Below are 14,866 nucleotides of genomic sequence, written 5' to 3'. Positions count from 1 at the left end.
GCGCCTATTTAATCTTTGAGCATCATACTATGTCTGAACCTACTAAATCTTTTAACCAACTTGGATTGTCTGACCAACTGCTTACAACACTCACCGAGCTTAACTTTACGGCTCCAACCAGTGTTCAAGAGCAAGCGATTCCATTGGTGCTAGAAGGCAAAGATGTATTGGCTGGTGCGCAAACGGGTACGGGTAAAACGGCAGCTTTTGGTTTGCCGATTATTCAGAGGTTAATCGAGACTAAAGACAACGTTATCCCAAACCCTAAGTTAGTTCGTGCATTGGTATTAGTGCCAACACGTGAACTGGCACAACAAGTGTTTGATAACGTAACCAGCTACGCAAAAGGTACCGACATTAAAGTGGTTGTGGCTTACGGTGGCGTAAGCATGAAGGTTCAAACTGATAACCTACGTGGCGGCGCAGATATCTTGGTGGCAACGCCTGGTCGTCTTATCGACCATATTTTCACTAAGAACATCGTACTAAACCACACTGAAGTGTTGGTACTTGATGAAGCGGATCGCATGTTGGACATGGGCTTCATGCCTGATATTAAACGCATTCTTTCACGCATGAATGACGTTCGTCAGACCCTGTTTTTCTCGGCAACGTTTGATAATAAGATTAAGACGATTGCTCACCGTATGATGCAGTCGCCAAGTGAAATTCAAGTCACGCCAAAAAACAGCACTGCGGACACGGTTACCCAGATGGTTTATCCGGTTGATAAATCACGTAAGAGTGAACTGCTGGCTTACTTGATCGGTTCAAAGAACTGGCAACAAGTGTTGGTATTCACTAAAACTAAGCAGGGTACGGATGCGCTAGTAAAAGAACTTAAGCTAGACGGCATTAAAGCGGCATCAATCAATGGTGATAAGAGCCAGGGTGCGCGCCAAAAGGCACTGGACGATTTCAAATCAGGCAAGGTGCGTGCGTTGATTGCAACCGACGTGGCAGCTCGTGGTATCGACATTCAGCAACTAGAACAAGTGGTTAACTATGACATGCCATTTAAAGCTGAAGATTACGTTCACCGCATTGGACGTACAGGCCGCGCAGGCAACAGCGGTTTAGCGATTTCTTTGATGAGTCAGGATGAAGCTTACCTACTGGGTGATATTGAACGATTACTGGATACACGTTTACCTCAAGAGTGGCTAGAAGGCTTTGAACCAAGCCTTGAGAAAGACGTGGCACCTGATCGAGGTGGTCGCAGTAAGGGTCGCTCATCAGAAAAACGTAAGATGAAAGCAAAGCTTAAGATTCACCAAAACCGCGGTAAAGCACGTCGCTAATAAGCCGATCTAAAGAACTAGATTAAAGATCTATACATATAAAAACGCGCTGTTACAGTTGATTCTGTAACGGCGCGTTTTTGTATTAAGTACACTTGCTTCGGACTTGGAGAACAGTATCAGGATTTATTGTGTTCTGGATTACACTTCCACACGCAAGGCACTTCGTAAATTAGCTCTTCAAGAGTCGCCGGGTTAAGTACCCATTTCTCCTCAATATTAAATTGATTGATCATCTGCGAATTGAACATTTGCCAATGCTTCATTAAAGCTTCCTCTGCACTCGTTTCCATGTCGCCTTCGTTCCAAGTGCTTTCCATGAAAGGAGTTAAACAAACCGCTCCGTTGGCGAACATGATCATTTGCCATTTTATTTCGAAAATATTAACGGTTTTTTCCGGATTTGCTTTGTTGTATTGGTCAGCCAGCATATTGATTTCGTACTCAAGGTCGCCCACGTTGTCGATAAAATAATCAACCAAGTTATCTTCTTGACGTACAGAATCCGAGAGAAGTTGCATCGGTCTGTGTGAGTGAATCATGTTGGTAAAAAGGCGCATCGCGAATAAATAGATCGAAATATTTGGCGCAATGTCTTTTGGTAACTCTTGCATGATCTTGCTGATATAAGACTGAAAATATGAGTGTAAACAATCACTTATTGCATGCCATATCTTCTCTTTGCTACCAAAGTGGTGGCGAATGAGGCTATGAGACACCCCAGCTTTTTCGCTGATATTACGTAACGAAACTCGTTCATAACCTGCATCACAAAACATATCTGCTGCAACAGCCATTATTTGAAATCGAGTCTCTTCAGCGTCTTTAGCGCTTCTTCTACCTTGTTTCTTTTCAGTCATCTTCATTTCACACATTTACCTGATTACCACATTCTACACTGTTTTTACTCAAATAAAAAATACTGCACAGGTGGAAAGTAAAGCTTGTAGATTCCGAGATTTTGAATATACTGCCCACCTGTGTAATAAATCATAATAATTAAATGGAGAAGCATCATGCAATCCAAGTTGTCTATTCAAGCCAAGGCGGGTAAGCAGATAGGAGTGGCGTTTGCTGCACTATTACTCGCAGGCTCTTTGACCGGATGTAATAAGGTTCAGTCAGAAGAAACGGTTCAAGTTGTTAAGCCAGTCAAGCTGTTTGAGATCCCTCAGCAGACGGATATCGAGCTTGATAGCTTTATCGCAAAAGTGGATGCGACCGACCGTGCCGCACTTTCATTCCAAGTGGGTGGAGATATTGAAACGTTCTCTGTTCGTATGGGACAAGAGGTGAAGAAAGGCCAAGTACTCGCTGTACTAGATGCAACGGATTACCGCATTGCGGTTGATGCAGCACAAGCAAAATTTGATCTGGCGAACAGCCAATACAAGCAAGCGTCTGAGCTGTACTCGAAGAAGCTTGTAAGCACGGATTACTACGACCAAGCCGTAAACACCTTTACTGCCGCTGAAGTTGAGTTGGACCAAGCACAAACAAACCTTGGTTACACCACATTAGTTGCTCCATTCGATGGCGTGGTATCGATGGTGTTTGGTAAGCAATATCAGTTAATCGCTGAAAAGCAGCCAGTACTTAATATTTTGAATCACAGCGAGATGGATGTGACTTTCTCTATTCCGGTATCAAAGCTTGAAGACCGTTCTATCCAAGACCTAACTAGCTCAAACATGTGGGTTGTGATGGATAGCCACCGCGGCATTCGTATCCCAACGCGTTTTAAAGAGATCTCAACTCAACCAGACGAAGACACCAACAGCTATCAAGCGGTTGTGTCTATCGAGAAACCCGAAGGTATTAATCTGCTTTCTGGCATGACGGCACAAGTTGAAGTTCAGAAAAATAAGTCGGACTACGGTATTGGCATTGTTGATTCAGCTTGGTTAAGCAAAGAAGCAGGCCACGGTGAACTGTGGCGCTACAACCCAGAGTCTCAATTGATTTCTAAAGTACAAGTCACCCTTGATGGGCAAGGCAAGGTTATTGAAGGGCTGTCTTCAGGCGACCTGATCGTAGAAGCGGGTGTCGATGTGTTATCTGATGGGCAACAAGTAAAAGCTTGGTTACGTGAGGGCGGTATTTAATGAACCTTTCCAAATTATCAGTTGTGGTTGTATCTGCGTTATTGCTTCAAGCCTGTAACAATGGAACCGAGCACCGTGAGCAACCTTCACTTTTGGTTTCAACCTTTGAAGTAGGTGCGCCACTGACTGATCAATTCAGAAGTTTTAACGGACAGGTGATGCCTGCGGAGCTCACACCATTGGCATTTAAGCTTGCTGGTGAGATTCAACAAGTATTGGTTGAAGCCGGTGACAAGGTCGAAAAAGGTCAGCTACTGGCGACCTTAGACAACGCGACATACCTTCAAGATCTGACAGACGCTAAATCTCAATTCAAATTAGCGAGCAAGCAACTGGCACGTGGGTCTGAGATGTTTGACAGCAAGATGTTGTCGCAATCAGAACACGATCAACTGACCGCTAACTATAAACTGGCATCGGCTAATTTGGCTGCAGCAGAGCGTAAGCTGAGTTACACAGAGCTTTTAGCGCCATTTTCTGGAACGGTTTCAACCGTCGATAAGCAACGTTTCGAAAACACCACACCGGGTGAAACGTTACTCAGCGTGTACCAGAACGACAAGGTGTATGTGCGAATTCAAGTATCAGATTCGATCTTAGCGTCTATCAGCCCAGATATGCGTTCGAACAGCTATCGACCTGACGCAACCTTTGGCGGCCACTCTGGACAATACCCTCTAACGTATCTAGAGCACACCAGTGAACTGCACCCGCAATCTCGCACTTACGAGTTTTGGATGCAGATGCAACAACCTGAAAGTGAAATTCTGCCGGGTACCAGCGTTACGGTCAATGTGGATATGGCGAAAGCGGGCCTGAGTGATGTTCAAGGTTACCAGTTGCCGATGACGACGCTACAAGCAGGCGCTGAAGCGAACCAATTTTACGTGTGGAAAATGGAAGATGGGCAAGCATTCAAAAGCGAAGTTGAAGTCGACAAGATCAGCGGCCAAGGCGCACTTATCGCGCATGGTGTTGAACAAGGTGAGCTACTCGTAAATTCGAATCTAAGAAAACTCCGTGACGGAATCCAATTGTCAGGAAAAGCAGAATGAACATCGCAGAATATTCAATAAAGAACAAAGTAATCAGCTGGCTGTTTCTAGTCATTTTGGCCATTGGCGGTGTGACGTCTTTTGGTAATCTATCCCGTTTAGAAGACCCAGCTTTTACCATTAAAGATGCAATGATTATTTCAACTTACCCTGGCGCTACGTCAATGGAAGTTGAGGAAGAGCTGACTTACCCCCTTGAGAAAGAGATAAGACAGCTCCCTTATATCGACAAGATCACTTCGACCTCATCGAATGGCATGTCTCAAATTATGGTCAGCATGAAGATGGACTACGGTCCAGACGAGCTACCACAAATCTGGGATGAAATGCGTCGTAAGATCAACGATCTACAGCCAACGCTACCAAGTGGTGTCAATTCAGTTCAGATCATTGATGATTTTGGTGACGTATTTGGTGTGATGATCATGCTGACTGGTGATGGCTACGATTATGTCGAGCTAAAGCAGTACGCAGATTACCTAACGCGTGAAATCGAACTGGTCGATGGTGTAGGCAAAGTAAGCATCGCGGGCGACCAACAAGAGCAATTGTTTGTTGAGATGTCACTTGAGCGTTTAGCGGCGCTGAACCTAGATATGTCGACGGTAACGTCACTGTTAGCGCAACAAAACAGTGTGGTATCGGCAGGCGAGGTAATGTTGAATGGCCAAAGCCTAACCATTAAACCTAACGGTACGCTGAGCACAGTTGAAGAGCTAGAAAACCTGATCATTCATGGTCGTGATACGGGTAATCTGATTCGCTTGAAAGATGTCGCTGAGGTTACTCGCGGTATCCAAGAAAAACCGGGTAATGTATTAACTTACAACGGTAAACCTGCGATCAACCTAGGCATTGCGTTCTCTTCAGGCGTAAACGTCGTTGAGATTGGGAACGCGCTAGATGCTGAGCTGGATCGCTTAGAAAGCATTAAACCTGCCGGTGTAGAGCTGAACTACTTCTACAACCAAGCGCAAGAAGTAGATAAGTCAGTGGCTGACTTCCTAATCAGCCTAGTAGAAGCCGTTGCTATCGTTATCATCGTACTGCTTTTTGCAATGGGCTTACGCAGTGGTTTGATTATTGGTTTAGTACTGCTACTGACCGTATTTGGTACGTTCATTCTTATGGACTACAACGATGTCGAACTGCACCGTATCTCGCTAGGTGCCTTGATCATCGCACTCGGTATGCTGGTGGACAACGCGATTGTTGTCGTTGAAGGTATTTTGGTTGGCTTGAAGAAAGGTAAGACCAAGCTTCAAGCAGCGAAAGACATCGTGACACAAACGCAATGGCCACTATTGGGCGCGACCATTATTGCGATTACCGCTTTTGCACCTATCGGATTATCGAAAGATGCAACGGGCGAGTTCATGGGTTCATTGTTCTGGGTACTGTGTTTCTCGTTATTCTTGAGTTGGGTAACGGCGCTAACACTAACGCCATTCCTTGCTGAAATGTTACTTAAAGAAGAAGACAAGGTCGATGAGAACGAAGACCCATATAAAGGTATTCTGTTCGTAGTATTCGGTGCGTCTCTGAAATTTGCATTGCGTTTTAGATGGTTAACTGTTGTCAGCATGATCGTATTGCTCGCCGTGTCTGTGGTTGGTTTTGGTAAGGTGAAGCAACAGTTCTTCCCGCCATCAAATACACCGATGTTCTACGTAGACATGTGGATGCCAGAAGGTACGGATGTACGTGAAACGATCAAGCAGACTGAAAAGGTTGAGAGCTACATTCGTCAAGAAGACGACGTAGAGTTTGTAACCACGACGGTTGGGCAGGGCATGCAACGTTTCGCTCTGACATACCAACCAGAGAAAAGCTACGAAGCGTACAGCCAGTTACAAGTAAGAACCACTGACCGTGACACCATGTTTAAGGTTCTAGCGGAGTTAGACAAAAACTTAGCGAACGAATTTGAGCAACCGACATTCCAGTTCAAACTGATTGAGTTTGGTCCGTCACCGGCTTCAAAGATTGAAGCGCGCATTATCGGTGCTGATCCTCAAGTATTACGTAGCATTGCAGTTGAAGTCGAAGACGTCTTACTTGCCGATCCAGGCTCACGAAATGTTCGTCACGACTGGCGTGAACGCACTAAAGAGCTAGTGCCACTGTTTAACGAATCAAAGGCACGTCGCCTTGGCATTTCAAAAACTGATCTGTCTGAGACGTTACAAATGGCGTTCGGCGGTTACAACATCGGTTTACTGCGTGATGGTACTCATATGTTACCTATCGTGGCGCGTTTACCAGAAGAAGAGCGTTTTGATTTTGAATCACTGAACAATGTGAAGATTTGGAGCCCATCGCTACAAACTTACATTCCAGTTGAACAAGTGATTGATGGAGTAGAGCTTCAATGGTCTGAACCACTGATTCAACGTCGCGATAGAAAGCGCACACTAACAGTTCTGGCTGACCACGACGTATTGGGTGATGAAACGCCAGCAAGCTTGTTTGCTCGTGTTAAACCAAAGGTAGAAGCATTAGATCTACCAGAGGGCTACAGCATCAGTTGGGGTGGTGAATACGAAAGCTCAAAAGATGCACAAGAATCTCTATTTGGTTCACTGCCAATGGGTTACTTGCTGATGTTTATCATCACTATGCTTCTGTTTAATTCGCTTCGTAAGCCACTTGTGATTTGGTTTACGGTACCACTCTCTATCATTGGTGTTTCGATTGGCCTGCTAGGTACTAATATGCCATTCAGCTTCACAGCGTTCTTGGGCTTACTGAGTCTAAGCGGCATGATCTTGAAAAACGGTATCGTACTGCTTGACCAGATCAACACTGAACTATCAACAGGTAAAGACCCATACTTAGCGGTTGTCGACAGTGCGATTAGTCGTGTACGACCGGTATCTATGGCAGCATTGACGACTATCTTGGGTATGATTCCTTTGGTATTCGATGCATTTTTCGGCTCGATGGCGATTACCATCATGGCAGGCTTAGGCTTTGCTACCGTACTAACGCTAATAGTAGTACCAGTGATGTTCGCTATTCTATATAGAATCAAACCGTCCACTGCGGGTTATTAGGGAATGATATAAAACAGATTCTTTTAAGCCAGCCCAGTCAATTTTGACTGGGCTTTTTTATGGGTGTGATTTGGCGATACAAGATCGTGCTAAGTGACTATAGCGTCAGCGAGCGTTGCGTTAAGAAAGAGATAGGTATTAAAAAGCCGCTAACCAATGGTAAAGCGGCTTCCTAGAGAATAGAGAATAGAGAATAGAGAATAGAGGGCAGTTCTAGATTGCGAGGCGGAGATCTAACTCAATCGGCTTTGGCATCGCTAAGTGATAGCCTTGATACATATCGAAGCCTAAATTTTGCATTGCCGCGAGCTGTTGTTCGGTTTCGATACCTTCGATCACGGTCTTAGCACCAATTTGATTAGCAAGGCTAAGAACCAACTCCATTTCACTTGTGTCGCCTTGTTCAAAATCCAACATGACAGAGCGATCTATCTTGATGATATGGGGATTAATATGACGAACGCGCTGTTCTGTTGACGCTTGTGTTCCGAAATCATCAACAGCAATTTGAAAGCCGTTTTCTGCAAGAGAGTGAGCGGCATCTTTCAAGCGTTCTTCACTTTCTGCATTCAGTTCTACCAGCTCCATGACGATTTGTTCGCATGAAAGGTTAAGTTCATGAAGGCGTTTAGCCAACAGGCTGTCACTGACTTTTTCTGCTGCAAACAACTCACCAACGTTCGGAAGAACGTTTAGGAAAAGGTGTAAATGGCGAATATTCGATTGTGCGAAGTTACGGATATGGATAGCGCGACTCAGCCTTTCAACATTGATCTTATCGTTGCACAACGTGTCGTCGGAATGGAAGAAGTGATCAGGACGAACAATATCCCCTTTGCTATTCGAAATACGCACTAAAGCCTCAACGCCTATCTGAGTCATCGAACTGTCAAATATAGGTTGATAGACGCTTCTAAGTGTTAGGTCTTGGTATTTCGCAATAAACTGCATATCGGCATCCACAGATATACAGCTAATAAATTCACTTCTGTCTGATAAAATCATAGTCGCTAATAAAGATGTTTATTCAATGACGGAATATACGTCATGGCTGTCACAATATTGACAGGTGTAAGTAAATTGTCAATTAATAAAAATTCATTTGCAGGGTCAATATTTAAATAAATATAATTAACGAAAAATCAGCATGATAAATGACATTAACCATTAAATTTACTTATCATTCACTGTGTTTGATAATTGCTGTGAATCTAATGGCTGAGTAACGTCTCTCATATTAACCCCAACCAATATAAGGCTAGAACGCTGATACACCAGAGAAAAGTAGGGTTAAAGGCTGAGATTGTGGGGGAATGTCAAAGTTACAAAATGGAGAGGCTAAGCGAGTTACATAGAAATGATATCTATCTCTCAAAATCGAGACAGTGAGTCGAACGGCTATTAATAATTAAAACAGGAAGTTCGAATAATTAATGAACAGGGAATGAGTGTCTTTTATAAAATATTGGGATGAAGGTCTAACAATTTACTTTCAATATTGAATGAAAAAGTTGACCCGTATTCTTACTGCCATTGAAGTACCGCATAAAGTTGCAGGTATTTACGAACCAACTGTTGATTCCCTGACCGTTTTAACGGGTGACCGAATTTAATAAAACATGGGCTGATACTAAAGTTATTATTTAAATCAGTAGCGAATTGGGAATCACTCTCTCTTAGCGTGATACCTTGTTGGCTGTATTCAGTAATCTCATCTGGGAGCTCTCCCATCCACCAATGCAAAAGTTCGCCGCTGTTTTTACTTCGGGTAATCCAATGGTCAGACACAATGATCAAAACGTCATTGGGTTGAATGGCAAATCCATACTCTTGTTGCCACTTATGAATGTCTAGCATCAACTTTTTACGACAAGTTTTACCTGCGCTCACCATGTGATGGCTGATCATCCAAACGGTGCCGATTTCAGAAGAGATTCGGAAGTGTCGAGGGTTTTCACCAGAGGAGAGCATTTCGAGTGGGCTGATGTTGCTTGCATGATTAAAGCTAACGAAGGTGTGCTCCATACGTCGGGCAAAGGCCTTACCGATGTGATGCTCACTGATTCCTTGATTGTGTACCGTAGGGTAGTGGCGTTCGCAGAGCTTTAGGCAATCGTCTTGAAACTGATTGACGCTTTTAATCACGAGATCTAATAACAATGAAGTCCCTTATACACAGTTACTATCTTATTGATGGGCAATAGTACGGTAATTGCGGTGCCATTACCTATCGCCAAAGTGCGAGTTCTTGATCCCTCTATCAAAATTAGCGATTGCCGAGCGATTTTATGGATAGCACTGGCACTTCACTGGTCTGTATTCTAAATTATGAGGAATTATAGCTAGTTAGGAAAACGACAACTAGTGAACAAAGTTACGATGAGTTAGCTAGATTATAGTTTAGTCAGCTAATCACGATCGAACTACTTACACTTTATTTGGAAATAGTCATGACCATTCAATTAGATTCGAAACAAAAGTCGGAGCTCACCCATGTGCTTCAGAAGTATCTGCAAGATGAACTCGATGTGGAGCTTGGTCAGTTCGACACGGAATTCTTGGTCGACTTCATTAGTAAAAAGTTTGGTGCGGTTTACTACAACAAGGGGATAGAAGACGCTCAAAAAGTGATGGAACGTAAAATGTTAGACATCTCAGATGAGCTCTATGAGATCGAACAAATTGTTGAAATCTAACGTTTAGCCCAAACTTGTTCAAAAAATTTGAATAACTCGTTTAATTTGAAATGATGTTACCAATGTAAAGCTTGGTAAATAATATGTTACACAAACTTGGTGTAGGGTACGCTTTTCGAAACTACACTACTCGTTAACATTCGGAAGAGATGCATGGACAACAACGTTAGAAATTACAACCCTTTAGCAAGAGCGATGCATTGGATTTCAGCACTCGCTATTTTTGGCTTGTTTGGTGTAGGCCTGTGGATGGTTGATCTTTCATACTACAGCGAGTGGTACAAAACAGCGCCAGACTACCACCGTTCGGTAGGCATTCTTTTGGCTGCCGTTACCGTAATCCGCTTGCTTTGGAAACTAGTTACCGCGTCACCTAAGGTGGAAGGTAAAAGCTATGAAGTTGCAGCAGCGAAGATCGCTCACGGCTTTATGTACATTAACTTAGCAGTTTTATTTATTTCAGGTTATTTGATTTCGACATCAGATGGCCGCGGGATCGAGGTCTTCAATTGGTTCACTGTACCAAGTATGGGTGAACTGTTTGCAAACCAATCTGATCTCGCAGGTACGGTTCACTACTATGCTGCATGGGTACTGATCATTCTGGCATCAGTGCACGCCTTAGCGGCGATAAAACACCACGTTATCGACAAAGACGATACGCTACGAAAAATGATAGGAGCTTCAAAATGAAAAAGTCAATTATCGCTACAGGATTAGCATTTGCTATGGCAATGCCTTTCGCTGCGAACGCCGCTGATTACGTGATTGATACAAAAGGTGCGCATGCTTCAGTTAACTTTAAAGTTAGCCACCTAGGTTACAGCTTTATCCAAGGTCGTTTTAACACATTCTCAGGTGATTTCTCATTTGATGAGAGCAACGTTGAAGCTTCAAAAGTGAACGTAACGATTGATACAACAAGCCTTGATTCAAACCACGCAGAACGTGATAAGCATATCCGTAGCTCTGACTTCATTGATACAAGCAAATTCTCAGACGCAACATTCAACAGCACAAAAGTGGTTGATAAAGGCGAAGGCAAACTTGAAGTAATGGGCGACCTTAAACTTCACGGTGTCACTAAGCCTATCGTTATCGAAGCTGAATTCATCGGTGCTGGTCAAGACCCATGGGGCGGTGAGCGTGCTGGTTTCGTTGGTACAACTCGTCTAGAACTTGCTGACTTCAACATTCCAGTAATGGGCGCTTCAAGCTATGTAGATATGGATCTGCACGTTGAAGGTGTAAAGAAGTAATCTAACTTGATGATTGCTGGCTGGTATCAATCTTTTATGTAAGATCAAAAGTTGAATATATACCTAGAAAGCAACAGCTAGAAATAGAGAAAGGCGCAAAGTATTCACTTTGCGCCTTTTTTATTGAAGTAAATGGCAACGCGTTTAGGTTTGTTTTGTGTCAAACCTTTTACTACGTTTTAAGCCACCATTTACTTCTAGCCAGTCAACGTTGCCATGACTGATTTCTTTAAGTGAACGACTAATCCCTAATCATCCAGCCTTGTTTTAGTTAAGTTAGTATTCGTTAGCTCATCCCTCTTAGTTAAGCTGTTTCTAGTTCAGCTTGTGGAACCACGTTTAGGCGGTCACCGTAAATAGGGCGTAGCGCTTGCATCACCTCTGTACGAGTCAACACACCGACCATTACGCCGTTTTCTAGTACGGGAAGCATATGTGGCTGACTTACTTTCATCGCTTTTGCACGCTCTTCTAGAGAAAGAGAAGTCAGGCGAGTGGCGTAGCCCATGCTTGTCGTAGGGTAAAGTTGCTCTTTGTCGATACATAGGAACTCAGCAACATCGACCAACTTATCGCTAGCAGAGATAGCGACTACGTCACGGCTCATTAGGTCTACCACTTTCTGGCCTTTAGTCGGAATGTAGTCTTGGCACCAAAGATCAACCATTACGTCATGAACAGAGAAGATACCTACTAAGCGGCCTTCAACATCGCAAACAGGAGCGCTAACAAGTTGAGCGTCTAAAAGTGAATCAATCGCAACAGATGTAGGCATTTCTACGCTAAGTGTAATTGGTTGGGTGTTCATGATTTGCTTGATAGTAGTTGCTGTGTTCATAGTGATTTCCTTAACTGACGTAATTTCTGTTGTTTGTGTAATAGCGGTAATTTTTGCTGCTTTAAGTTGTGGACGACGGTAGATGCTCCAATTGGCTAAGCCGACCAATACCGAACCACCTACGATGTTGCCGATTGTCACTGGTATTAAGTTTGCGGTGACAAATTTCATGATGTTTAGGTCTGCGTACTGGGCTGGTGTCGCGCCAATTTGCATCCAAAAACTCTCTGGTGCGAATGCCTGAATCGTGATGCCTAGTGGGACCATGAACATATTCGCCACACAGTGTTCAAAGCCTGAGCTAACGAACATTGCAACGGGTAACACGGTCATCATTGCTTTAGTCATGGCGTTAGCAGAGCTGAACGTTAACCAAATTGCTAAACACACCAATAAGTTACAAAGCACACCCAAAGCAAATGCTTGAACAGGGCTGTGGTGTAGCTTGTGCTGTGCAATGTTCAGAGCGTTTAAACCCCATTGGCCACCATCTAATTGATATAAACCTGCTGCGCTTACCAAAGCTAAAAGGAACATGGCACCAATGAAGTTGCCGACGTAAACCTTGCCCCAGATTGACAGCATCTTGGTGAAGGTGATCTGCTTGTTAGCCCATGAGATGCTTGATAACACAGAACTAGTAAACAGCTCGCCGCCGCAAATCACAATCAGGATTAACCCCATGCTGAATGCAAGGCCACCGGCTAAGCGACTCAATCCCCATCCAGCATCAGCGCTACCTGTGGTTACCGTGATGTAGAATAAAAAAGCAAGCCCGATGAATGCACCAGCCATGATTGCCAAACTCAATGTCATGCTGCTGGTTTTATTTGCTTTGCTTAATGCAAACTTCTCGGCTTCCGCCATCATTTCTGTTGGCGAGAACAGTTGCTGATTTTCAGAAGTGCTGGTTGCCATATCCCCCCCTTGAACAATCCGTCATGTGTAATTCCTAGTGTTAATGACTTGGTTAATCCGTAATGGTTAATCAGTAATGTTTTGCAGGGCTCGTTTGTGTCCTGCCATTCCAGATTAGGGGGTTGAGGGGTAGAGGTAAAATTGATAATTTTTAGAAACCACATCAAAATTATTGATATAGATTTGGTTACGCGTAGAATGAAATTAATTGCTCATCGGCTTAATAAAAAACGAGCAGCAGGACATAAGTTATTAAAAGAATTAAGGATGAATTTTGCGTTATTCATTAAAGCAACTCGCGGTATTTGATGCAGTGGCAGATTCCGGGAGTGTTAGTCAGGCAGCAGACAAGTTGGCGTTGACTCAGTCAGCGACAAGTATGTCTCTTGCACAGTTGGAAAAAATGCTCGGCAGGCCTTTGTTTGAGAGGCAGGGCAAGCAAATGGCCCTCACTCATTGGGGCATGTGGCTAAGGCCGAAAGCAAAGCGTTTACTGCAAGATGCGCAGCAAATTGAGATGGGTTTCTACGAGCAGCATTTATTGAGTGGAGAGCTCAAACTCGGTGCTAGCCAAACCCCAGCAGAACACTTGGTTCCAGACCTCATCAGTATTATTGATAACGACTTTCCTGAGATGCGAATCTCGCTTGGCGTGCAAAGTACTGATGCAGTCATTGATGGCGTATTAGATTATAAATATGACTTGGGTGTTATCGAAGGCCGTTGTGACGACAGTCGCGTTCATCAAGAAGTGTGGTGTACTGACCATTTAACGGTGGTTGCATCTGCTCATCACCCGTTTGCGAAGCGTGAAAGAGTGAGTTTGGCGCAGTTAGAGCAAGCGAAGTGGGTATTACGCGAACATGGCTCGGGTACTCGCAAAGTTTTTGATAGCTCTATTCATCATTTAATTGGTGATCTTGATGTTTGGCGAGAGTATGAACACGTTCCTGTTTTAAGAAGTTTGGTTGCAAACGGCCCATATTTAACGTGTCTACCTTATCTCGATGTCGAACAGTTTGTTGAATCAGGGCAACTCGTTACCTTGAATGTTCCTGAGCTTGAAATGGAACGTACGCTTTCGTTTATCTGGCGTGCTGACATGGCAGAAAACCCGCTTGCTGAGTGTATTAAGCGAGAAGGTAAGCGCATGATGAAAGGGAAACCGTCGGTTCTGTAAGGTAGATTTGATAAAATACTAATAACCAATTATGTTGAATAAGCGATTCCGGTCTCTATCTGGTGATAAATGCACATTCGCGTACATTATTAATGTGATCGTGATCGGCTAAAAGAAGGCGATCTTCCCATAATATGCTTACTTGATTTTAAGTGAGGCTAAATCCGGTTGCGATGAATTGCGTAATTAGGCTTTAGAAATAGTATGAGTACATTAGTCGCGATTTCATTAACAACAGGTATTTTGTCAGGTCTATGGGGATGGATAGCTATCTCTTTCGGCTTACTGTCATGGGCAGGTTTTCTAGGTTGCACCAGTTATTTTGCTTCGCCAACAGGCGGTGTTAAAGGACTAGCGGGTAGCTTACTGACCAACATGACGGGCGTATTCTGGGCAATGGTGATTATCGAAAGCTCAACCTTCGCAGGGTTAGAGATTCGGCTCTTCTCCGCTTAGAT

General features: G+C 43.7%; 12 protein-coding genes and 1 pseudogene. 9 read left to right on the top strand and 4 right to left on the bottom strand.

Annotated elements, in window-relative coordinates:
- Positions 1 to 29 precede the first annotated feature (29 nt).
- A complete protein-coding gene (locus tag BCT49_RS08775) occupies positions 30 to 1,301 on the top strand; it encodes a DEAD/DEAH box helicase (protein ID WP_102434911.1) in 1,272 nt (423 codons plus the stop codon).
- A gap of 119 nt (positions 1,302 to 1,420) precedes the next feature.
- Here BCT49_RS08775 and BCT49_RS08770 read toward each other — a convergent pair whose 3' ends face one another.
- The gene (locus BCT49_RS08770; protein ID WP_102434910.1) at positions 1,421 to 2,167 is read right to left on the bottom strand and encodes a TetR/AcrR family transcriptional regulator; all 747 of its coding nucleotides are present in this window, start codon (positions 2,165 to 2,167) and stop codon (positions 1,421 to 1,423) included.
- A gap of 150 nt (positions 2,168 to 2,317) precedes the next feature.
- Here BCT49_RS08770 and BCT49_RS08765 point away from each other — a divergent pair, with 150 nt between their 5' ends.
- From BCT49_RS08765 to BCT49_RS08755, 3 genes are read left to right on the top strand one after another with little or no spacing between them, the layout of a single operon-like run.
- Positions 2,318 to 3,406: an efflux RND transporter periplasmic adaptor subunit gene (locus BCT49_RS08765; protein ID WP_102434909.1), complete on the top strand. Its 1,089-nt coding sequence runs from the start codon at positions 2,318 to 2,320 to the stop codon at positions 3,404 to 3,406.
- Complete coding sequence (locus tag BCT49_RS08760; RefSeq protein WP_102434908.1) at positions 3,406 to 4,461, top strand: efflux RND transporter periplasmic adaptor subunit; 1,056 nt, start codon at positions 3,406 to 3,408, stop codon at positions 4,459 to 4,461. Before BCT49_RS08765 ends, BCT49_RS08760 begins: the two co-directional genes overlap by 1 nt.
- A complete protein-coding gene (locus tag BCT49_RS08755; protein ID WP_102434907.1) occupies positions 4,458 to 7,517 on the top strand; it encodes an efflux RND transporter permease subunit in 3,060 nt (1,019 codons plus the stop codon). Before BCT49_RS08760 ends, BCT49_RS08755 begins: the two co-directional genes overlap by 4 nt.
- Before the next feature lie 213 nt (positions 7,518 to 7,730).
- Here BCT49_RS08755 and BCT49_RS08750 read toward each other — a convergent pair whose 3' ends face one another.
- Positions 7,731 to 8,468 (bottom strand): EAL domain-containing protein, encoded by a 738-nt coding sequence (locus tag BCT49_RS08750; RefSeq protein ID WP_102434906.1) that lies wholly within the window; start codon positions 8,466 to 8,468, stop codon positions 7,731 to 7,733.
- A gap of 573 nt (positions 8,469 to 9,041) precedes the next feature.
- Positions 9,042 to 9,677 carry a hypothetical protein gene (locus BCT49_RS08745; protein WP_102434905.1) on the bottom strand — a complete coding sequence of 212 codons (636 nt, stop codon included), beginning with the start codon at positions 9,675 to 9,677 and terminating at the stop codon, positions 9,042 to 9,044.
- A 290-nt stretch (positions 9,678 to 9,967) separates the two neighbouring features.
- On the opposite strand from BCT49_RS08745, the gene BCT49_RS08740 reads away from it, so the two are divergent.
- The 3 genes from BCT49_RS08740 (at position 9,968) to BCT49_RS08730 (ending at position 11,472) form a co-directional block, all read left to right on the top strand.
- Positions 9,968 to 10,213 (top strand): DUF2164 domain-containing protein, encoded by a 246-nt coding sequence (locus BCT49_RS08740; RefSeq protein ID WP_102434904.1) that lies wholly within the window; start codon positions 9,968 to 9,970, stop codon positions 10,211 to 10,213.
- Between the two features lie 153 nt (positions 10,214 to 10,366).
- Entirely contained in the window at positions 10,367 to 10,906 is a 540-nt protein-coding gene (locus BCT49_RS08735; protein ID WP_102434903.1) for a cytochrome b, read from the top strand.
- Positions 10,903 to 11,472: a YceI family protein gene (locus BCT49_RS08730; protein ID WP_029223680.1), complete on the top strand. Its 570-nt coding sequence runs from the start codon at positions 10,903 to 10,905 to the stop codon at positions 11,470 to 11,472. Before BCT49_RS08735 ends, BCT49_RS08730 begins: the two co-directional genes overlap by 4 nt.
- 304 nt (positions 11,473 to 11,776) lie before the next feature.
- Here the strand turns inward: BCT49_RS08730 and focA are convergent, their stop codons facing one another.
- Positions 11,777 to 13,228: a formate transporter FocA gene (focA, locus tag BCT49_RS08725; RefSeq protein WP_048662006.1), complete on the bottom strand. Its 1,452-nt coding sequence runs from the start codon at positions 13,226 to 13,228 to the stop codon at positions 11,777 to 11,779.
- A gap of 274 nt (positions 13,229 to 13,502) precedes the next feature.
- Here focA and BCT49_RS08720 point away from each other — a divergent pair, with 274 nt between their 5' ends.
- Together BCT49_RS08720 and BCT49_RS08715 are read left to right on the top strand one after the other, a co-directional pair.
- Positions 13,503 to 14,408, top strand: a complete 906-nt coding sequence (locus BCT49_RS08720; protein WP_102434902.1) for a LysR substrate-binding domain-containing protein — start codon at positions 13,503 to 13,505, stop codon at positions 14,406 to 14,408.
- 204 nt (positions 14,409 to 14,612) lie between these two features.
- A pseudogene (locus BCT49_RS08715) lies at positions 14,613 to 14,846 on the top strand (DUF1097 domain-containing protein); the annotation flags it as partial.
- Positions 14,847 to 14,866 lie beyond the last annotated feature (20 nt).

Source organism: Vibrio lentus (genome assembly GCF_002875945.1).
Taxonomy (GTDB): Bacteria; Pseudomonadota; Gammaproteobacteria; order Enterobacterales; family Vibrionaceae; genus Vibrio; species Vibrio apostichopi.
This window is presented reverse-complemented; position numbering and strand designations above follow the sequence as displayed.